This window comes from Comamonas granuli NBRC 101663 (genome assembly GCF_000739995.1).
GTDB classification, from domain to species: Bacteria; Pseudomonadota; Gammaproteobacteria; order Burkholderiales; family Burkholderiaceae_C; genus Simplicispira; species Simplicispira granuli.
The window spans coordinates 112,242-132,409 of the sequence record NZ_BBJX01000010.1; the positions used below are offsets into that span (position 1 = coordinate 112,242).

23 protein-coding genes are annotated in these 20,168 nt (G+C 66.9%); 19 read left to right on the forward strand and 4 right to left on the reverse strand.

Annotated elements, in window-relative coordinates; all coding sequences use genetic code 11:
* Positions 1-135 precede the first annotated feature (135 nt).
* Together CGR01S_RS11930 and CGR01S_RS11935 are read left to right on the forward strand one after the other, a co-directional pair.
* On the forward strand, positions 136-1,533 hold the full coding sequence (locus CGR01S_RS11930) for a site-specific DNA-methyltransferase (RefSeq protein WP_042427230.1): 1,398 nt from the start codon (positions 136-138) through the stop codon (positions 1,531-1,533).
* Positions 1,530-2,876 (forward strand): site-specific DNA-methyltransferase, encoded by a 1,347-nt coding sequence (locus CGR01S_RS11935; protein WP_245616799.1) that lies wholly within the window; start codon positions 1,530-1,532, stop codon positions 2,874-2,876. The genes CGR01S_RS11930 and CGR01S_RS11935 overlap by 4 nt, the downstream gene beginning before the upstream one ends.
* A 109-nt stretch (positions 2,877-2,985) precedes the next feature.
* Here CGR01S_RS11935 and CGR01S_RS11940 read toward each other — a convergent pair whose 3' ends face one another.
* The 4 genes from CGR01S_RS11940 to CGR01S_RS11955 all read right to left on the reverse strand — a co-directional run bounded on the left by CGR01S_RS11940 (position 2,986) and on the right by CGR01S_RS11955 (position 4,805).
* Positions 2,986-3,354, reverse strand: coding sequence for a hypothetical protein (locus CGR01S_RS11940; RefSeq protein WP_042427233.1), 369 nt, complete (start codon positions 3,352-3,354; stop codon positions 2,986-2,988).
* Between the two features lie 97 nt (positions 3,355-3,451).
* Positions 3,452-3,811 carry a hypothetical protein gene (locus tag CGR01S_RS11945; RefSeq protein ID WP_042427237.1) on the reverse strand — a complete coding sequence of 120 codons (360 nt, stop codon included), beginning with the start codon at positions 3,809-3,811 and terminating at the stop codon, positions 3,452-3,454.
* 132 nt (positions 3,812-3,943) lie between these two features.
* The gene (locus CGR01S_RS11950) at positions 3,944-4,462 is read right to left on the reverse strand and encodes a DUF3489 domain-containing protein (RefSeq protein ID WP_042427239.1); all 519 of its coding nucleotides are present in this window, start codon (positions 4,460-4,462) and stop codon (positions 3,944-3,946) included.
* 76 nt (positions 4,463-4,538) lie between these two features.
* Positions 4,539-4,805 (reverse strand): hypothetical protein, encoded by a 267-nt coding sequence (locus tag CGR01S_RS11955; protein WP_042427242.1) that lies wholly within the window; start codon positions 4,803-4,805, stop codon positions 4,539-4,541.
* Between the two features lie 107 nt (positions 4,806-4,912).
* On the opposite strand from CGR01S_RS11955, the gene CGR01S_RS11960 reads away from it, so the two are divergent.
* From CGR01S_RS11960 to CGR01S_RS12035, 17 genes are all read left to right on the forward strand, one after another.
* Positions 4,913-5,458: a hypothetical protein gene (locus tag CGR01S_RS11960; protein WP_042427244.1), complete on the forward strand. Its 546-nt coding sequence runs from the start codon at positions 4,913-4,915 to the stop codon at positions 5,456-5,458.
* A 10-nt stretch (positions 5,459-5,468) separates the two neighbouring features.
* The gene (locus CGR01S_RS11965; RefSeq protein ID WP_042427247.1) at positions 5,469-7,430 is read left to right on the forward strand and encodes a phage terminase large subunit family protein; all 1,962 of its coding nucleotides are present in this window, start codon (positions 5,469-5,471) and stop codon (positions 7,428-7,430) included.
* A gap of 17 nt (positions 7,431-7,447) precedes the next feature.
* Positions 7,448-7,939, forward strand: a complete 492-nt coding sequence (locus CGR01S_RS11970) for a hypothetical protein (protein WP_042427250.1) — start codon at positions 7,448-7,450, stop codon at positions 7,937-7,939.
* Positions 7,939-8,331 carry a hypothetical protein gene (locus tag CGR01S_RS11975; RefSeq protein WP_042427253.1) on the forward strand — a complete coding sequence of 131 codons (393 nt, stop codon included), beginning with the start codon at positions 7,939-7,941 and terminating at the stop codon, positions 8,329-8,331. The genes CGR01S_RS11970 and CGR01S_RS11975 overlap by 1 nt, the downstream gene beginning before the upstream one ends.
* Positions 8,331-8,552 (forward strand): phage head-tail joining protein, encoded by a 222-nt coding sequence (locus CGR01S_RS11980; RefSeq protein ID WP_042427256.1) that lies wholly within the window; start codon positions 8,331-8,333, stop codon positions 8,550-8,552. Before CGR01S_RS11975 ends, CGR01S_RS11980 begins: the two co-directional genes overlap by 1 nt.
* Before the next feature lies 1 nt (position 8,553).
* Positions 8,554-10,080 carry a phage portal protein gene (locus tag CGR01S_RS11985; RefSeq protein WP_042427259.1) on the forward strand — a complete coding sequence of 509 codons (1,527 nt, stop codon included), beginning with the start codon at positions 8,554-8,556 and terminating at the stop codon, positions 10,078-10,080.
* Positions 10,081-10,102: 22 nt separating this feature from the next.
* Positions 10,103-11,341, forward strand: coding sequence for a S49 family peptidase (locus CGR01S_RS11990; protein ID WP_042427260.1), 1,239 nt, complete (start codon positions 10,103-10,105; stop codon positions 11,339-11,341).
* Position 11,342: 1 nt separating this feature from the next.
* A complete protein-coding gene (locus CGR01S_RS11995) occupies positions 11,343-11,720 on the forward strand; it encodes a head decoration protein (protein ID WP_042427262.1) in 378 nt (125 codons plus the stop codon).
* 2 nt (positions 11,721-11,722) lie between these two features.
* Positions 11,723-12,727: a major capsid protein gene (locus CGR01S_RS12000; RefSeq protein ID WP_042427264.1), complete on the forward strand. Its 1,005-nt coding sequence runs from the start codon at positions 11,723-11,725 to the stop codon at positions 12,725-12,727.
* Positions 12,727-13,029: a head-tail joining protein gene (locus tag CGR01S_RS12005; RefSeq protein ID WP_042427268.1), complete on the forward strand. Its 303-nt coding sequence runs from the start codon at positions 12,727-12,729 to the stop codon at positions 13,027-13,029. The genes CGR01S_RS12000 and CGR01S_RS12005 overlap by 1 nt, the downstream gene beginning before the upstream one ends.
* Positions 13,030-13,033: 4 nt before the next feature.
* Entirely contained in the window at positions 13,034-13,480 is a 447-nt protein-coding gene (locus tag CGR01S_RS12010; protein WP_042427271.1) for a hypothetical protein, read from the forward strand.
* Positions 13,481-13,486: 6 nt separating this feature from the next.
* Positions 13,487-13,675, forward strand: a complete 189-nt coding sequence (locus tag CGR01S_RS16735; RefSeq protein ID WP_156967566.1) for a DUF7210 family protein — start codon at positions 13,487-13,489, stop codon at positions 13,673-13,675.
* Positions 13,672-14,424, forward strand: coding sequence for a phage tail tube protein (locus tag CGR01S_RS12015; protein WP_042427273.1), 753 nt, complete (start codon positions 13,672-13,674; stop codon positions 14,422-14,424). The genes CGR01S_RS16735 and CGR01S_RS12015 overlap by 4 nt, the downstream gene beginning before the upstream one ends.
* An 11-nt stretch (positions 14,425-14,435) precedes the next feature.
* A complete protein-coding gene (locus CGR01S_RS12020) occupies positions 14,436-14,831 on the forward strand; it encodes a DUF6631 family protein (protein WP_042427276.1) in 396 nt (131 codons plus the stop codon).
* Between the two features lie 192 nt (positions 14,832-15,023).
* The gene (locus CGR01S_RS12025; protein WP_042427279.1) at positions 15,024-15,668 is read left to right on the forward strand and encodes a DUF6441 family protein; all 645 of its coding nucleotides are present in this window, start codon (positions 15,024-15,026) and stop codon (positions 15,666-15,668) included.
* Between the two features lie 3 nt (positions 15,669-15,671).
* Positions 15,672-19,712, forward strand: coding sequence for a tape measure protein (locus tag CGR01S_RS12030; RefSeq protein WP_042427282.1), 4,041 nt, complete (start codon positions 15,672-15,674; stop codon positions 19,710-19,712).
* Between the two features lie 48 nt (positions 19,713-19,760).
* Positions 19,761-20,168 carry a hypothetical protein gene (locus CGR01S_RS12035; RefSeq protein ID WP_042427285.1) on the forward strand — a complete coding sequence of 136 codons (408 nt, stop codon included), beginning with the start codon at positions 19,761-19,763 and terminating at the stop codon, positions 20,166-20,168.

The window sequence follows — 20,168 nt, forward strand, 5'->3', positions numbered from 1 at the left end:
TTTTCTAGCGTCAGGGTGCGAACCGAGGTTCGCACAGGTTCGCAGGTTCGCACCCCGTCCAGTTCGCACTTCACACTCCAACCCGCCCACGGCGTCGTCCGTCGGCGGGTTTCGTTTTTTCTGGAACCGACACCCTTGAATCCTCTGAACGTCGAGTACCGCAAGGTCGAGACGCTGATCCCCTACGCCCGCAACCCGCGCACGCACACCGAGGCGCAGATTGCCAAGATCGCGGCCAGCATCGTCGAGTACGGCTGGACGAACCCGATCCTGGTCGATGGCGGCAACGGCATCATCGCGGGCCACGGGCGTCTTGCCGCCGCGCACAAGCTCGGCTTGGCCGAGGTGCCGGTGATCGAACTGGCGCACCTGAGCACGGCGCAGAAGCGCGCCTACGTCATCGCCGACAACCGGCTGGCGCTGGACGCGGGCTGGGACGAGGAAATGCTGGCGCTGGAGCTGGCCGAGTTGTCCGAGGCCGGACACGAGCTGGCGCTCACCGGCTTCGAGGAGTCCGAGCTGCGAAACCTGCTGGCAAGCGCCGAAGTCTCGGACGCGGGCGAACAACAGGACGACGCGGCGGACGACGCCGATGACGTGCCCGATGCTCCGGCCACGCCGGTGTCCCGCGTGGGCGACGTCTGGGCCATCGGCGCGCATCGCCTGATCTGCGGCGACGCCGCCGATGCCGACGTGGTCGCCACGCTGATGGCGGGCGAGCGAGCGGCGCTGTGCTTCACCTCGCCGCCCTACGGCAACCAGCGCGACTACACCACCGGCGGCATCGCCGATTGGGATGCGTTGATGCGCGGCGTGTTCGCTCAGTTGCCGATGGCCGACGACGGCCAGGTGCTGGTCAACCTCGGCCTGATCCACCGCGACAACGAGTTCGTCCCGTATTGGGAAGCGTGGCTCGGCTGGATGCGGACGAAGGGTTGGCGGCGCTTCGGCTGGTATGTCTGGGATCAGGGGCCGGGAATGCCCGGCGACTGGCAGGGCCGCTTCGCGCCCAGCTTCGAGTTCGTGTTCCATTTCAACCGCGCCAGTCGCAAGCCCAACAAGATCGTGCCCTGCAAGTTCGCCGGGCAGGAAACGCACCTGCGCGCCGATGGCTCATCCACCGCGATGCGCGGGAAGGATGGCGAAGTCAACGGCTGGACGCACGCGGGCCAGCCGACGCAGGACATGCGCATTCCCGATTCGGTGATCCGCGTGATGCGCCACAAGGGCAAGATCGGCGAAGGCATCGACCATCCTGCCGTGTTCCCGGTGGCGCTGCCGCAGTTCGTCATCGAGGCGTTCAGCAACATCGGCGATCTGGTGTTCGAGCCGTTCGGCGGCAGCGGCAGCACGATGCTGGCCGCGCAGCGCACCGGGCGCGTCTGCCGCTCGGTCGAGATCGCGCCGGAGTACGTCGATGTCGCCATCCGGCGCTTCCGGCAGAACCATCCCGAAGTCGCCATCACGCTGCTGGCCACGGGTCAGACCTTCGACGAGGTCGAGGGCGAGCGCATCGAGGAGGTTGCGGCATGACCAGCTCGTGGCTCGCCGACAAGATCGAGCAGTGGCCGACCGCCAAGCTCGTGCCCTATGCACGCAATGCGCGCACACACAGCGACGCGCAGGTGGCGCAGATCGCCGCCAGCATCGCCGAGTTCGGCTTCACCAACCCCATCCTCGCGGGCAGCGACGGCGTGATCGTCGCCGGTCATGGGCGGCTCGCTGCCGCGCAGAAACTCGGCCTCGAAATGGTGCCGGTGGTCGTGCTCGATCATCTGACGCCGACACAGCGCCGCGCGCTGGTGATCGCGGACAACCGCATCGCCGAGAACGCCGGGTGGGACGATGAACTGCTGCGCGTCGAGCTGGAAGCCTTGCAGGACGAAGGCTTCGACCTCGATCTGACCGGCTTCGACGCCGATGCGCTGGCCGACTTGCTGGCGGGCGATGAACCGGATGGCGAAGGCGAAACCGATGACGATGCGGTGCCCGAGGTTAGCGAGACGCCGGTCTCGCGCCCGGGCGACGTCTGGCTGCTCGGCGGCCATCGACTGCTGTGCGGCGACGCCACCGTGGCCGCCAGCTATCGCACCTTGCTCGCCGGCGAGCCGGTGGACATGGTGTTCACCGACCCGCCGTACAACGTGAACTACGCCAACAGCGCCAAGGACAAGATGCGCGGCAAGGATCGCGCGATCCTGAACGACAACCTGGGCGATGGCTTCTACGACTTTCTGCTGGCGGCGCTGACGCCGACCATCGCCCACTGTCGTGGCGCGATCTACGTGGCGATGTCGTCCAGCGAACTGGATGTGCTGCAGGCCGCCTTTCGCGCTGCCGGTGGCAAGTGGTCGACGTTCATCATCTGGGCGAAGAACACCTTCACGCTCGGTCGCGCCGACTACCAGCGGCAGTACGAGCCGATCCTGTACGGATGGCCCGAGGGCGGCGAACGCCACTGGTGTGGCGACCGCGACCAGGGCGACGTGTGGCAGATCAAGAAGCCGCAGAAGAACGACCTGCACCCGACGATGAAGCCGGTGGAGCTGGTCGAGCGCGCGATCCGAAATTCGAGCCGCCCTGGCAACGTGGTGCTCGATCCCTTCGGCGGCTCAGGCACGACGCTGATCGCCGCCGAGAAATCGGGACGGCTGGCGCGGCTGATCGAGCTCGACCCGAAGTACGTCGATGTGATCGTGCGCCGCTGGCAGGACTGGACCGGACAACAAGCCACCCGCGAATCCGATGGGGTGGCGTTCGACGATCTGTCAGGACTCGGGGAAACTCGGGTAGAGGTCGCCGCTGCTGATATCGGCAACGTAAGTGACGTTGCGGAACTCGTCGGCGTGGTCGGCAAGGATGACGCCGCCGACTGACTTGATTGCCACCCCGTACTTGCGGGTGAGCGCGGTCAATTCGGCGACGAACTCGTCGTAGTTGGCTTCGATGGTCAGGTTGGTGGCGACTGCGGCCATGTCGCTCTCCTCAGGCGGCGAGTTCTTCTTCGACGATCTCGCAGTGAATCACGAAGCCCGTCAGGTAAGGCAGGCCGCGCGGGATGCCGTAGTCTTTGCTGGTCTGGCGTCCGATCTTCCAGCCCATCCACTGCTCGGTGGCGGCGTGGATCGCGTCCGTCAGGGCGCGACCCGCGTGCATCTGGTTCAGGACATCGTCCGCGAAGTGGCGTCCGTGCCGGCTGTCGAGGAAGGCCCGGACTGAGTCGAGGGGCTGGTGTGTGGCATCCGAGATCGCGGTCATCGCCGTCGGCCAGGCTGCGGTGGCGTTCTCGTTCATCGTGCCCCAAAAGCCCCAGGCGTCGTTTCGGGTGGCGGGGATCTGGTTGGTGTTGTTCATCGTGGGCTCCTTGTGGTTGATCGTTGCGACACCCGTAGTAACGCGCTGTTCGATTGAGAAGCCAAGCTGTTCTCGGCTTCTTTCTCGATCTTTTCGATTACCCGAGGCGGGCCACGTAGCGGGCGTAATCGCCGCCCTCCGGGTTGACGTACAGATAGGGGCGACCCGGCGCCTTGACCTCCACGCAGAGGTAGCCGTCGCCCGCACCGCCGCCTTTGCCGCGTAGCCAATCGCGCGATACCAACAGGCTGCTGGCAAAGGCGTCGAACTCGGCCGGGGTCAGTTCCTTGGTCTCGGTGATGTAGATCTTGGTCTGCCCCTGGCCGCCGACTTCGCCAAGATCGGCAGGCTTGCGCGCGAACGGCAGGCGGATGCTCAACTCCGCGACCTCGATGGCGTTGTCGCCGATTTGGAGAGTGCGAGGGGTGCGTTCGAGGGTGATGGTCATGGTGCTCATGGCTGTTCTCCTTGGGATGGGTCAATCACGACACCAGCATGAACGCGCTGTTCGCCTGGGAAGCCAAGCGTTTCAAGGGTGGTGGCGATGGATTTTTCCGGGGTGCAGGCAGGGCCGGCACCCCGGCGCTGATCACGCAATCCGATACACGCGCTCGCCGCCCTGTTCTTTGTCCGAGGTGATGGTCAGGCCCAGCTTCTTCTTGAAGGCTCCGGCGAAGGTGCCGCGCACCGTGTGCGCCTGCCAGCCGGTGGCTTCGCAAATCTGGCGGATGGTCGCGCCCTCGGTGCGCTTGAGCATCCGGATGACCTCGGCCTGCTTGCTGTTCTCGCGGGTGCGCGGCGTGGCCTTGGCCTCCTGCTTCCACGTGGCTTCGGCGGCAGCGACGTCCTGCTCCAGTTCGGCATCGAACTCGGGCGTCGGCTGCTGGACGCCGGGGCGCGGCATGCCCAGCGCGTCGTAACCCTCGGCGGCAATGCGCCAGCCCTCGCCGTCGGGCGTGATGAGGGCGCGGTTGAACATGCTCTCCAGCACTTTCTTGCGCGCGCCGCCTTTGACGTTGTCGGGGAACCAATCGAGCTTGCCGTCGCTGGAGTGGATGGCCTTGGCGAGGATGGCGTGTTGGGCCGGGGTCAGTTGGATGGTGCTCATGGTCAGTTCCTTTGCAGTGGTTGATTGGGATCGTGATGAACGCGCTGTTCGCCGGTGAAGCCAAGCTCTTTGTGCTTCAACGCCTGCGGAGCGACGAGATGCCCGCTTCGGCCAGTTCAAGGGCTGCGGCATGGAACGCGGTTTCCGCGATCCAGGGCGCGTCCCGAGCGTCATCCAGGAGTTGATCGATTACCGCCTTGGCTCGTGCGCGCATCGAAGCGCATGCGGCTTCGAGTTCGGCATTGCTGGCGGTAGCCACCTCGTTGCGGCAGGCGCGCACCAAGACCGTCATGGCGGCTTCGGCGAGCTTGACTGCAAGGGTGTCGGGGGCTGGGTTGTTCATCGTTTGTCCTTTCGACGTGATTGATGGCGTGACGTGATGAACGCGCTGTTCCCGATGGAAGCCAAGCTCTTTCTCGACGAAGGACGAACACATGATTGAAGGTGCCGATGGGAATCTCGATTCGCGCCTACGCGCGTCACCGTGGCGTTTCCGACGCGGCGGTGCGCAAGGCCATCGCAGCCGGGCGCATCACGCCAAAAGCGGACGGAACCCTTGACCCGCAGCGCGCCGACGCCGAGTGGGCGCGCAACACAGAAGCGCCACGCACCGGCACGCGCGCTCGCGCCGTTAAGGCTGCGGTGCCGCCGGAAACCGCCACCGTCGCGCCTGTGGGCGACGGTCAGGCCGCCTTGCCCACCGGCGGTGCGTCGCTGCTGCAAGCGCGCACTGTCAACGAGGTGGTCAAGGCCCAGACGAACAAGGTGCGGCTGGCCCGCCTCAAGGGCGAGCTGGTCGACCGCAACCAGGCCATCGCCCACGTCTTCAAGCTGGCGCGCGCCGAGCGCGATGCGTGGCTGAACTGGCCCGCGCGTATCTCGGCGCAGATGGCGGCGCGGCTGGCGGTCGATCCGCACACGATGCACGTCGCGCTGGAAGCCGCCGTGCGCGAGCACTTGCAGGAATTGGGCGATCTGCGCCCGCGCGTGGACTGATCGGGAACTGATGGACGTCGACTACGAAGGTGCTGCCGAAATCGAACGTGCGTGGCGCGAAGGCTTGACGCCCGATCCGCTGCTCACCGTGTCGGAATGGTCGGATCGGCACCGGATGCTTTCCAGCAAGGCGTCCGCCGAGCCGGGCCGCTGGCGCACCAGCCGCACGCCATACCTGAAGGCCATCATGGATTGCCTGTCGCCGACCTCGCCGGTCGAGCGCGTGGTGTTCATGAAGGCCGCCCAGCTCGGCGCGACCGAAATGGGATCGAACTGGATCGGCTACGTGATTCATCACGCGCCGGGGCCGATGATGGCCGTGTGGCCGACGGTGGAGATGGCCAAGCGCAACTCCAAGCAGCGGATCGACCCGTTGATCGAGGAATCACCCGCGCTGGCCGAATTGATCGCTCCGGCACGCTCGCGTGATTCGGGCAACACGATTCTGGCGAAGGAGTTTCGCGGCGGCGTGCTGGTGATGACGGGCGCGAACAGCGCCGTGGGCCTGCGCTCGATGCCGGTGCGGTATCTGTTCCTCGACGAGGTGGACGGCTACCCGCTGGACGTCGAGGGCGAAGGCGACGCGATTTCGCTGGCGGAGGCGCGCACGCGCACCTTCGCGCGGCGCAAGATCTTCATCGTCTCGACGCCGACGATCTCGGGCGCGTCGGCCATCGAGCGTGAGTACGAAGCCAGCGACCAGCGTCGCTACTTCGTGCCGTGCCCGCATTGCTCGCACCGGCAATGGCTGCGCTTCGAACAGTTGCGCTGGGACAAGGGCGCGCCGGAGACGGCGGCCTACATCTGTGAGTCCTGCGACACCGCGATTGCCGAGCACCATAAGACGTGGATGCTCGAACACGGCGAGTGGCGCGCGATGGCCGAAGGCACGGGCAAGACCACGGGATTTCATCTCTCCTCGCTCTACAGCCCGGTCGGCTGGCGCGCGTGGTGCGACATCGCCGCCGCGTGGGAAGCCGCCGTCAGCAAGGAATCCGGCTCGGCGGCGGCGATCAAGACCTTCAAGAACACCGAACTGGGTGATACCTGGGTCGAGGAAGGCGAAGCACCCGATTGGCAACGACTGGTCGAACGCCGCGAGGATTACCGCGTCGGCAGCGTGCCGCTGGGCGGCCTGCTGCTGGTCGGCGGCGCGGACGTGCAGAAGGATCGCATCGAAGCATCCATCTGGGCCTTCGGTCGCGGCAAGGAAGCGTGGCTCGTCGAACATCGCGTGCTGATGGGCGATACCGCCCGCGACGCGGTGTGGAAGCGCCTCGGCGAGTTGATCGCCGAGAACTGGACGCACGCGTCGGGCGCGGCGATGCCGTTGGCCCGATTGGCGCTGGACACGGGCTTTGCGACGCAGGAGGCCTACGCGTTCGTGCGGGCCTGCCGCGATCCCCGCGTGATGGCGGTCAAGGGCGTGCCGCGTGGCGCAGCGCTGATCGGCACACCAACGGCCATCGATGTCTCGCAGGGCGGCAAGAAGCTGCGCCGGGGCATCAAGGTGTTCACGGTGGCGGTCGGCATCGCCAAGCTGGAGTTCTACAACAACCTGCGCAAGAGCGCGGATGTCAGCGAGGACGACGTGACCACGGTCTACCCGACGGGGTTCGTCCACTTGCCCAAGATCGACGCCGAGTTCATCCAGCAGCTCTGTGCCGAGCAACTGATCACCCGCCGCGACCGCAACGGTTTCCCTGTGCGCGAGTGGCAAAAGATGCGCGAGCGCAACGAGGCGCTCGACTGCTACGTCTACGCCCGCGCCGCAGCAGCGGCGGCGGGACTGGATCGCTTCGAGGAACGCCACTGGCGGGAATTGGAGCGCCAACTCGGGATGGAGCGGCCACCGGATGAGCCGCCCCCGATTCAAACCTTCGACCCAGACGAGGCCACCCAACGCGGTGGCCTCGCTGTTTCTGCAACCCCATCACGTCGGCGGGTCATCAAGAGCCGCTGGCTGTCCTGACACATCGAGGAGTTTTCATGAGTCTTGCCACCCGCATCGAGAGCCTGGTCATCCGGGTCGCCCAGGAGTTCAACGACGTCCGGGCGACGGCAGGCAATCTCGCCAGCCTGTCCACCACCGACAAATCGAGTCTGGTCGCGGCGATCAACGAGTTGAAGGCGGCGGTGCTGTCCGCGACGGCCATCGACGACAACCAGATCGGAACCTCTACCACCTACTCGTCGAACAAGATCGTGTCGCTGCTCGATGCGCTCAAGGCCGACATCTTGGGTGGAGCGGACGCCGCCTACGACACCCTGGTCGAGATCCAGCAGCTGCTGCAGAACGGCACGAGCGGACTGGACGCGCTCCTGGCCGCAGTCAATCTGCGCGTGCGCTTCGACGCGGCGCAGACCCTCACTGTGGCCGAGCAGCTGCAGGCCCGCACCAACATCGGCGCAGTCGCTGCCGCCGATGTCGGCAACACCGACACCGACTTCGTCGTGATCTTCGACGGGGCGCTGGCCTGATGAGTCTGGCGTCCAGCATCGCCGCGCTGGCCGCGCGCATCGGCTTCGAGGTGAAAACCAAGATCGACGCCACGCATCCGGGCGTCGCCCGGGTGTGGGTGAGCTTCGGCTACGTGGGCGGTCAGGTCGTGATCGGCAGCGCACGCAACGTGGCCAGTGTCGTGCGCACGGCGGCGGGCCGGTACCGCGTGCATTTCGCGGTGCCAATGCCGGATGCGAACTACTGCTGGACGGCGCTCGCGCGCAGCAGCACCAACAGCGGTCAGCAGCGCGTGGCCATCGTGCGCGCCAGCTCCGACCTCAAGACGGCCCAGTACGTCGACCTCTCCTGCGCGACGACCGCTGCGTCGTTCGACGACTCCTCCGAAATCAACCTCGTGGTGTACCGCTGATGGCCTACACAGAAGTCCAACTCCAGGCGCTGGAAACCGCGCTCGCCAAGGGCGAGAAGCGCGTGAGCTTCGGCGACAAGACCGTGGAGTACCGCTCGGTCGAGGAACTGAAGGACGCGATCCGCGAGGTCAAGCGCGGCCTGCTGGAGCAAGCCGCCGCCAGCGGACTGTGGCCGGGCGCGCCGCGCCAGATCCGCATCACCACGGGCAAGGGGTTCTGACATGGCGTGGTTCGCCCAAACCGTGCGCCGCCTGTTCGGCCAGTCGCCAGTCCACGAAGCCGCAGGCCGGGGCCGACGTTCGCTGGCGTGGATGCCCGGCAATCCGGGCGCGGTGGCCGCGATGCTGGCCACCCACACCGACCTGCGCATCAAGAGCCGCGACCTCGTGCGTCGCAATGCGTGGGCGCAGGCCGCGCTCGACGCCTTCGTCGCCAACGCCGTCGGCACCGGCATCAAGCCGCAGAGCCTGTCGGATGACGAGCACTTCAAGGCCGACGTGCAGGCGCTGTGGCGCGATTGGACGGAGGAAGCCGACGCGGCGGGCCAGACCGATTTCTACGGCCTGCAAGCCTTGGCCTGCCGCTCGATGCTCGAAGGCGGCGAATGCCTGATCCGGCTGCGTCCGCGCCGTGTCGAGGACGGCTTGGCCGTGCCCTTGCAGCTTCAACTGCTGGAGTCCGAGCACCTGCCGATCCACCTCAACACAGACCTGCCGTCTGGCAACGTCGTGCGCTCGGGCATCGAGTTCGATGCGCTGGGTCGGCGCGTCGCCTACCACCTGTACCGCTCGCATCCGGAGGACGGGCGGCTCGCGCCGATGTCGGGCCAGGGCGGCATGGAGACCGTGCGCGTGGATGCGCGCGAAGTCATCCACCTGTACCGCGTGCTGCGCCCCGGCCAGATTCGCGGCGAGCCGTGGCTGTCGCGGGCGCTGGTCAAGCTCAACGAACTCGACCAGTACGACGACGCCGAGCTGGTGCGCAAGAAAACGGCCGCGATGTTCGCGGGCTTCGTCACGCGCCAGAACCCCGAAGACAACCTGATGGGCGAAGGCGCGGCCAACGGCGACGGCATCGCGCTCGCCGGACTGGAACCGGGCACCTTGCAGATCCTGGAGCCGGGCGAGGACATCAAGTTCTCCGATCCGGCCGACGTGGGCAGTTCGTATTCCGAGTTCCTGCGCACGCAGTTCCGCGCGGTCGCCGCCGCCATCGGCATCACCTACGAGCAACTGACCGGCGACCTGACGGGCGTGAACTACTCGTCCATCCGGGCCGGGCTGCTGGAGTTCCGCCGCCGCTGCGAGATGGTGCAGCACTCGGTGCTGGTGCATCAGATGTGTCGTCCGGTGTGGGCCGCGTGGATGAAGCAGGCCGTGCTCGCGGGCGCGCTCGATGCACCGGGTTTCGCGCGCGGCGGGCCCACGCGCCGCCGCCAGTGCCTCGCGGTGAAGTGGATTCCGCAAGGCTGGCAGTGGGTCGATCCGGAGAAGGAATACAAGGCCATGCTGATGGCGATCCGCGCGGGCTTGATGAGCCGCTCGGAAGCCATCTCGGCCAACGGCTACGACGCCGAAGACGTCGACCGCGAGATCGCCGCCGACAACCAGCGCGCCGACGACCTCGGCCTGATCTTCGATTCCGACCCTCGCCATACGTCGAAGGACGGCGCGAATGTGCGTGATGGGGCGGAACCCAACCGCAACGCCGTCACGCCCGACGCCACCAGCGGCGATTCCATCGCCTGACCGTTCTTCCAGAAGGATTCCCATGACCGTGCTGCCTCATCTGGCGGCGCGCCTGTTTGGCGTGCCGCTGGCGATCCATCGCCCGAAACTCGACGTCATCCTCTCCGTGCTCGGCGCGCGCATCGGCCTCACCGATCTCGCCGCACCCGTGGGCTACACGCCGGTGACGCGCGCGCCGACGCCCGCCAGCGGCAAGGTCGCCGTCATCCCGATCCACGGCACGCTGGTGCGCCGCACCTCTGGTCTCGAGGCCGAATCAGGCCTCGCCAGCTATACCGGCATCGCCGCGCAACTGGACGCCGCGCTCGCCAGCCCCGAGGTCGCGGCCATCCTGCTCGACGTCGATTCGCCCGGCGGTGAATCAGGTGGCGTGTTTGATCTGGCCGACCGCATCCGGGCGGCGGCGCAGGCGAAGCCGGTCTGGGCCGTGGCCAACGACATGGCGTTCTCGGCGGCCTACGCGCTGGCGTCCGCCGCCACACGCGTGTTCGTCGCGCGCACCGGCGGCGTCGGCTCGATTGGCGTCATCGCCATGCACGTCGATCAGTCGGCGAAGGACGCGAAGGACGGCGTTCGCTACACCGCCGTGTTCGCGGGCGAACGCAAGAACGACCTCAACCCGCACGAGCCGATCTCCGACGCCGCGCACGCGGTGCTCAAGGCCGAGGTGGATCGCGTCTACGAGCTGTTCGTCGAGACCGTCGCGCGCCATCGCGGCCTCGACGCGGACGTCGTGCGCGCCACCGAAGCCGGCCTGTTCTTCGGCCCGAATGCCGTCGCCACCGGACTGGCCGATGCGGTCGGCGGTTTCGACGACGCGCTCGCCCAGCTCACGCAATCGCTTTCCCCACTCCCGACTCAGGTGGCTCCGGCCAGCCAAGCGGGCTTTCTTCGTAACCACCAGATGGAGTCATCCATGAATGAACGATCCGACCCCGCTGCTCTTGATCGGCCTGTTGCTGATCCTGCTGGCAGTCCTCCTCAACCGTCCGCCGCCACCACGTTGAGTGTGGCCGACGCCATCGAGATCGCGCAGACCTGCACGCTCGCCGGTCGCGCCGACCTGATCGCGGGCTTCCTCGAAACCAACACTGCACCTGCCACGGTACGCGGCCGACTGCTCGCGGCGCAGGCCGAGGCCAGCCCCGAAATCGTCAGCCGCATCGCGCCCGACGCCGCGCGTCCTGCGGCCAGCAATCCGCTGATCGACGCGGCCAAGCAGCTCGCGGCGCAGTCCACCGCCTTCAAGAAGGAGATCTGAAATGTCCGTTCTCGCCGAACCGCTGAATCTGGGTGACCTGCTCAAGTACGAAGCGCCGAACCTCTACTCGCGCGACCGCGTCACGGTCGCTTCCGGTCAGAACCTGTCGCTGGGCACCGTCGTCGGCATCGTCACCGCCACCGGCAAGTACAAGCAGCTCGATCCATCCGCCGAGGACGGCACGCAGGTCGCCGCAGGCGTGCTGCTGCAAGCCTGCGACGCGGCATTGATCGACCGTGATGACGGCCTCGTCGTCGCGCGCCACGCCATCGTCGCCAACCACGCACTTGCGTGGCCCGACGCCATCACCACCGCCGAACAACTCACCGCGATTGCGCAGCTCAAGGCGCTGGGCGTGCTCGTCCGTCAAGGAGCCTGACCATGAACAACCCCTTCAGCAATCCCGCGTTCTCGATGGCCGCGCTGACCGCTGCCATCAACATCCTGCCCAATCGCTACGGGCGTCTGGAAGAACTGAACCTGATGCCGCCCAAGCCGGTGCGTCAGCGCCAGATCGTCGTCGAGGAAATGAACGGCGTGCTCAACCTGCTGCCCACGCTGCCGCCGGGCTCGCCCGGTACGGTCGGCGTGCGTGGCAAGCGCAAGCTGCGCTCCTTCGTCGTGCCGCACATCCCGCACGACGACGTGGTGCTGCCCGAGGAAGTGCAAGGCATCCGCGCCTTCGGTTCGGAAACGGAAACCGAGACGGTCGCGGGCGTGGTCGCACGCCATTTGGAGACGATGCGCAACAAGCATGCGATCACGCTGGAGCACCTGCGTGTCGGCGCGCTCAAGGGCGTGATCCTCGATGCGGACGGCTCGGTGCTCTACGACCTGTTCGACGCCTTCGAGATCGCGCAGCAGACGGTGGCTTTCGAGCTGGGCACGGCGGGCACCAACGTCAAGGCCAAGTGCGGCACCGTGCTGGCGACCATCGAGGAGAACCTCAAGGGCGAGTTCATGAACGGCGTCCATTGTCTGTGCTCGCCGGAGTTCTTCGCCGCGCTCACCGGCCACGCCAAGGTCGAGAAGGCCTTCGAGAACTGGCAGAACGGCGCCATCCTCATCAACGACGTGCGGCGCGGCTTCACCTACGGCGGCATCACATTCGAGGAGTACCGGGGTCAGGCCACCGATGCCAACGGCACCGCGCGCCGCTTCATCGCCGCTGGTGAGGCCCATGCCTTCCCTCTGGGCACCATCGATACCTTCGGCACCTACTTCGCGCCGGCGGACTTCAACGAGACCGTGAACACGGTCGGCCAGCCGCTGTACGCCAGGCAGGAGCCGCGCAAGTTCGACCGTGGTACCGATCTGCACACGCAGTCCAACCCGCTGCCGATGTGCCACCGCCCCGGCGTGCTGGTGAAGTTGACGGTGGCGTGATGGGCATCGTCGAGCAGATCTACGCGTCGGCCGCCAACGCCGGGCTCCTGAAGGACTGCCAGTGGCGTCCTTCGGACGGCTCGCCGCCGCAGAGCCACCCGGTTGGCTTCGCCGCGCCGGACGACACGGTGCTCGACGGCCTGACGCTGAGCACCGAGTACGTGATGACCTATCCCGCGTCCATCTTCGTTGGGCTCGCACAGCGCGAGCCGGTCGAGATCGATGGCGTGACCTTCCTGGTGCGTGACATCCGGGCCGTGGGCGACGGCACCGAGATGCGCGCCCATCTCACCCGGATGTAGCGCGATGGCTGGCAACTCGATCCGCGAACAGATCCTGCTCGCGGCGCTGGCGGCTGTCCGTCCACACGCGGAATCTCTCGGGGCAACGCTGCACCGCTCGCCCACGGTGGCCATCAGCCGGGAGCAGTGCCCGGCGCTGGCGCTGTTCCCCGAGTCGGAGTCCATCACCGAACGCGCCAACGACCGCGTCACCCGCGAACTCACCGTCCGCGTCGTGGCGCTGGCCCGCGCCGTTCCGCCCGCCGTCCCGGAAACCGAAGCCGACCGGCTGCTCACCGCCGCCCACGCCGCCTTGATGGCGGACGGGAATCTCGGCGGGCTGTGCTTAAGCATCCGCGAGCAGGAATGCGAGTGGGAGGTGGAGGACGCCGACGCGGTGGCCGTGGCGCTCCCGGCGCGCTACCGCATCACGTACCGGACGCTGGCCAATGACCTCTCAACCCCTGGATGACCACCCATGACCCGACTCGTTCTGACCCGCCCGCACACCCACGCTGGCAAGTCCTACGGGCCCCGTGACCGCATCGAGGTCGACGCCGACACCGCCGAATGGCTGCTGGCGCACGACATCGCCACGCGGGAACCCAAGCCTGCCCGGACTGAAACCGACCTTCCTCCCATTCAACGCAAGGAACCCAAGCAATGAGCACCTACGCCAGTTTTCAAGGGCGCGTCTTCCTCGGCAAACGCGACACCGACGGCCTTCCCATCGAAGTGCGCTCGCCCGGCAACGTCGCCGAGCTGAAGCTCTCCCTCAAGACCGATGTGCTGGAGCACTACGAAAGCCAGACCGGCCAGCGCTCGCTGGATCACCGGATGGTCAAGCAGAAGTCGGCCACCGTGAACCTCACCATCGAGGAATTCACCAAGGAAAACCTCGCGCTGGCCCTCTACGGCAACCACGTCGTCGGCACGCCGGGCACGGTCACTGGCGAACCGTTGGGCGGTGCGACACCGACCCCGGGCGACCGCTACTTCCTGGCCCACCCGAAGGTGTCGTCCCTCGTCGTGGTCGATTCGGCGGGCACGCCTGCCACCCTGGCCCTGGGCACGAACTACACCGCCGACACCGACTTCGGTGCCCTCCAGTTTCTGGATACCACCGGCTTCACAGCGCCGTTCAAGGCCAGCTATGCCTACGGTGTGGCCACCGAGATCGGCATCTTCACGCAGGCGCTGCCCGAGCGTTACCTGCGGCTGGAAGGCATCAACACCGCGCAGGGCAACGCCAAGGTGCTGGTCGAGCTCTACCGCGTGGCCTTCGATCCGCTGAAGGAAATCTCCTTCATCTCGGACGAGTACAACAAGTTCGAACTGGAAGGGTCGCTGCTGGCCGACACCACGAAGCCCTATGACGCGGTGCTCGGCCAGTTCGGCCGCATCGTGCAACTCTGATGGGAGCCGCCATGAGTGACCTGGAAGCGCTGATTCCGCAAAGCATCGAACTGGTGATCGACGGCGAACCGCTGGCCATCAAGCCGCTGAAGGTCGGGCAGATGCCCGCCTTCCTGCGCGCGATTTCGCCGGTGATGCAGCAGCTCACCGCCAGCGAGATCGACTGGCTGGCGCTGTTTGGCGAACGTGGCGACGATCTGCTGTCGGCCATCGCCATCGCGGTCGGCAAGCCCCGCGCGTGGGTCGATGAACTGGCCGCCGACGAAGCGATCCTGCTGGCGGCCAAGGTGATCGAGGTGAACGCCGATTTTTTCGCCCGGACGGTGATCCCGAAGCTCGACGGTCTGTTCGCGGCGGCGAAGCTGCCGCCCGTGACGGCTGCTGGTTCGACACCGTCCAGCACCTGATCGAACACGGGCACCGCCTGCCCGACATCCTCGACTACACCCTGGCGCAGGTGCGCGGCTTCGTCGCCGCCACGGCACGTACCGACGCTGCCCGCGATGCGCGGCTGCTGTCGCTCGTCGCCATTGGCACGCGCGGCGATGCCCGCCATCTCGACCAGACCCTCGACCAGCTCACCCATCGGGCCACTGACCATGCGCATCTCCGTCCGCATCGATAGCGCAGCAGCCCAAGCGCAACTGCGCCGCTGGGGCGGCGAGTTCCGCGACAAGGTCAAGAAGGCGGTGGCGCGGGCGATTGCCAGCGAGGCGACCGAGCTCAAGCAGGACGTTCGCGGCCACGTCGCGGGCCAGATGGCGGTGGTCAAGAAATCCTTCCTCAAGGGCTTCACCGCCAAGGTGCTGGACAAGGACCCGAACCGCCTGCCCGCGCTGTACGTGGGCTCGCGGATTCCATGGTCGGGGATGCACGAGCGCGGCGGCCTGATCGCCGGTCGGATGCTGATCCCGCTGCACGGGCGGGTCGGCAGGAAACGCTTCAAGGCCCAGATCGCCGAGCTGATGCGCGGCGGCAATGCCTATTTCATCAAGAACGCAAGGGGGAACATCGTCCTGATGGCCGAGAACATCAAGGAACACGACCGGCCACTGGCGGGCTTCAAGCGCCGTTATCGCAAGGCCGAGGGCATCAAGCGCCTCAAGCGCGGCGCGGACATCCCGATTGCCGTGCTGGTGCCCAAGGTCGTGCTCCGTAAGCGCCTCGATGTCGAGCGTCTGGTCGCGGGCCGCATCCCGCGCCTGTCGGCTGCAGTTGAGAAGCAGATCCGGACGGTGGACTGAGCCATGGCGAACCGAATCTCCGTCCTCGTCGCGCTCGAAGGGGCCGACGACGGGCTCAAGCGCGCCATCACGTCCGCCGAGCGCAGCCTCGGCGAGCTCTCAAGCACCGCCAAGAGCGCCGGGGAGAAGGCGGCCGCCGGCATGGCCGAGGTCAAAGCCGGGATGTCGGCCTTCGGCGATCAGGTGGCGACGGCCAAGACGCAGTTGCTGGCCTTCCTGTCGATCAACTGGGCGGCGGGCAAGGTGCAGGAGATCGTCCAGATCGCCGACGCCTGGAACATGATGTCCGCACGCCTGAAGCTGGCGACCGCCGGGCAGCGCGAGTACGCGGTCGCGCAGAAGGAGCTGTTCGACATCGCCCAGCGCATCGGCGTGCCGATCCAGGAAACCGCCACGCTGTACGGCAAGTTGCAGCAGGCGGTACGGATGCTGGGCGGCGAGCAGAAGGACGCGCTCACGATCACCGAGAGCATCTCGCAGGCGCTGCGCCTGTCGGGAGCGTCCGCAGAGGAGTCGCGTTCCGCCTTGCTGCAGTTCGGGCAGGCGCTCGCCTCCGGCGTGCTGCGCGGCGAGGAATTCAACTCCGTCGTCGAGAACAGTCCGCGTCTGGCGCAGGCATTGGCGGACGGCCTGAACGTGCCCATCGGTCGGCTGCGCAAACTGGCCGAGGAAGGACGGCTCACCGCCGACGTGGTGGTGAACGCCTTGCTCTCGCAGAAGGACAAGCTGGCCAGCGAGTACGCCCAACTGCCGCAGACCGTCAGCCAATCGTTCGAGCGCCTGAAGAACGCCTTCGGGCAGTGGATCAACAAGCTCGACGAATCGACCGGCTTCACCAAGAAGCTGGCCGAAGCCTTGACGTGGCTGGCGCAGAACCTCGACACGGTGATGCAGTGGTTGAAGCGCATCGCCGAGGTGGGGCTGGCGGTGTTGATCTACCGCCTCATCCCGGCGCTGATCACTGCTTGGCAGACCGCCGGGGCGGCAGCCGTCGCAGCAGCCAGCGCCACCTCGGCCGCGTGGGCGACCGCGAATCTGTCGGTGTCGGCGGCCATGGCCAGCGTGGGCGTGCTCAAGACGGCGTTTGCCGTGCTGGGGGCCTTCCTGGTCGGCTGGGAGATCGGGACATGGCTGTCGGAGAAGTTCGAGATCGTCCGCAAGGCCGGCATCTTCATGGTCGAAGTGCTGATGAAGGGCATCGAGCAGCTTCGCTTCCACTGGGAAGTGTTCGCCGCCATCTTCACCTCCGACACCATCGCCGAGGCCGCCAAGCGGCATCAGGCCCGCCTCGTCGAAATGAACCGCATCTTCGCCGAGATGTACGCCGACGCCTCCAAGGGGGCCGATGCCGCCAAGGGCGCGATGAACACCGCCGCGACCGCCGCCGAGGAGATCGCCAAGCGGCTCGAAGCCGTGCGCCAAGGCACGCAGGAAGCGGTCGGACGCGGAATCGAAGCGGTGCACGCGGCGCTGGAGAAACTGAAGTCCCGCCTCGGCGAGGTGGAGCAGGCCGTCGGCAAGGCCAATCAGACCGTCAACGACGCGACCGCGAAGATGGCCGAGGCCTACAAGGGCCTGACCGCCATCGTCGAGGCCAGTCTGCAGCGGCAGGTCGATGCCGTGAAGGCGCGCTACGAGCAGGAGAAGAGCGCGCTGGAACTCTCCAAGCAGTCCGAAGCGGCGCTGATCACCAAGTCGACGCAACTGCTGACCGATGCGCTGACGCAGCAGACCACGCTGCGACGCCAAGCCACCGCCGACGCGCTGAAGCTGATCGACGACGAGTCCCGGGCCAAGATCGAAGCGGCGCGCCGCGACGGGCAGACCGAGGCCGAACGCGCGGCCAACGTCACCCGTGTCGAGAACGAAATCCTGGCCACCAAGCGCCAGACGATGATGCAGGCGCTGTCCGAGTACCGCCAGCACATCGACGCGCTCAATGCCGAGGCCAACCGGCATCTGGCCGAGATCAAGCGCATCGAGGAGGAGAAGCGCCAGCTCTCGATGACGACGGAAGAGCGCATCCGCGACATCCGCCGTCAGGGTATGACCGAGTTCGAGGCGACCGAGGATCGCAAGCGCCAGGTTGCCGAGTACCAGGAGAAGGCGCGCGAGGCGCTGGCCAATGGCGAGTTCGAGCAGGCTCGGCAACTGGCACAGAAGGCGATGGATCTGGCCGCGCAGGTTGCGAGCAGCCAGACCAGCGAGGCCAAGCGCGGGGAAGACGCCCGCAAGCAGTCCGAACAGGCGGTGTCGCAGGTCACCCAACTGGAGGCCCAGTCGCGCGAGGCCTATCGCAAGCAGGAGTATGCGCAGGCCGAGGCCCTGATGCGTCAGGCCGACCAGTTGCGCACCGAACTGGCCCAGAAGGCCAAGGATGCCGACGCGCAGATCGCGCAAGGCAAGGACGGCGTCAATCAGGCCATCCAGCGCATCCGCGACTCAGAGGAAATCCTCAACCGCGCGCTGGACGCCGAGGCCAAGGCGCACCAGACGGCGGCGCAGTCGGCACTCTCGGCGCGGGAAGAGATCAGCCGCACGCTCGCGCAGACTTCAGTCGAGATCGACCAGATCACCGCCAAGCTGAAGGACGGCCTGAAGGTCACCATCGACGCCGACACCGCGCGCTTCGACAAGGCCATCGCCGATCTGGACAAGGCGCTCGCCGAGAAGGAGGTGCTGCTCAAGATCCAGGCCGATCTGCAGGAGGCCGAGAAGAAGCTGCAGCAGTACGAGCAACTGCTCAAGGAAGGCAAGACCCTGCCGGTGGATGCAGATGTGTCCAAGGCGAAGGACGCGCTGGCCAAGCTCAAGACCTACGCCGACCAGAACTCGCAGCTCGAACTGAAGGTGGCAACCGAGAAGGCGCAGGCGGCGATCACCAACGTCGAGGGGATGATCAAGGCACTGGATCGCATCCAGACCGAATCCAGGCACGTGGTCAGCACCAATGCCGATGCGGCCCGCGCCGAGATCATGAGCCTGAACGGTGCCAACACCTCGAGCACGCACACGATTTACGTGCAGAAGGTCGAGGTCAACGCCACCGGCGGTCTGGTTGGTGGTGGCGTGCGGCGCTTCGCCGACGGCGGCGCGGTGGCCCCTGCCTTTCCCCGGATGACCGGCGGCACGGTTCCCGGCTCCGGCTACCACGACACCGTTCCGCGCACGCTGGACGCCGGCGCGTTCGTCATCCGCAAGGCGGCGGTGCGCAAGTACGGCAGCGGCGCGCTGGCGCGTCTGGCCAATGGCGTCGCCCACTTCGCGGTCGGCGGGCGCGTCGCCTCATTGGGCAGCACCGGCTCCACCGGCACCGATCCGGACGGCAAGCCCAGCGCGCCGAAACGCAACCGCGAGGCGGTCGAGGCATTGAAGATGATCGACCTCGGCCTGCAGGGCATGGACGAGTACACGCGCTGGCTGGAGTGGAACTACGGTGCGTCGGTCAGCCTCGACATGCGCTGGAAAACGATGGAGAGCTACGGCAAGCAGGCGCAGCAGGATCGGCGCACGCTGGAAGACTTCATCGGCCGCAAGACGCTGACCGGCAACGAGCGCCAGAACCTCGAACGCATCAAGCAGACGTGGCGGCAGGCGATGGCCCAGCCGCTGCTCTGGGGCAAAGACCTGGAGCGCGAGCTGATCGACTACATGGAGCAGAACCAGGGCGAGTTCTACCGGCGCGGCGGCTTGGCGAAATCCGACACCGTCCCGGCGATGCTCACCCCCGGCGAATTCGTCGTGAACCGGCAGGCCGTCTCCCGCTACGGCGCGGGCTTCTTCGAGGCCATCAACAACCTGAGCGCTCCGGCGCAGGCACTGGCCGGGCGCGCGCTGGCAGGCATTCAGGGCTTCGCCTCGGGCGGTCTGGTACAGCCCGCAAGCCGTAGCCTGCCACGTCCATCGTTGCCCGATGGCACACCCACCCGCACCGTGCGCGTGGAACTGTCCTCGGGACAGCAGACGGTCAACGCCACCGTCGATGCGCGCGACGAAGCGCGGCTGCTGCAACTGCTGGACGCCGCCCGCGCCCGCACGGCTTGACCGTGCGCTCCTGCTGTTCTGCCTGATCCCTAAACCCAAGGTTTCCCGATGCAACTGAAGAACCTCGACACCGGGGTGGCTCTGCCATTGCCCGACGATTTGCTGTGGAGCGACGAACACGCGTGGTCGCCTGCGGTCGCCAATGCGTCCTACCTGATCACCGGGGCCTTGCTAATCCAGTCGGCCACCCGGCAGGCAGGTCGCCCGATCACCCTGGTGGGCGCGCCCGATATGGCTTGGGTGACACGTGCCGCCGTGGAGCAGTTGCGCGGGTGGGCGGCGATTCCGGTGGGCGGCACCACAGGCCGCTTCGAACTCGCTGTCACCGATGGCCGTGTCTTCACGGTCGCCTTCCGCCACGCGGAAACCGCCATCGAGGCCGAACCCGTGCTGGGCATCCCGGCCCGCGCCGACACCGACTTCTACCGCCTGACCCTTCGATTCCTGGAGATCTAA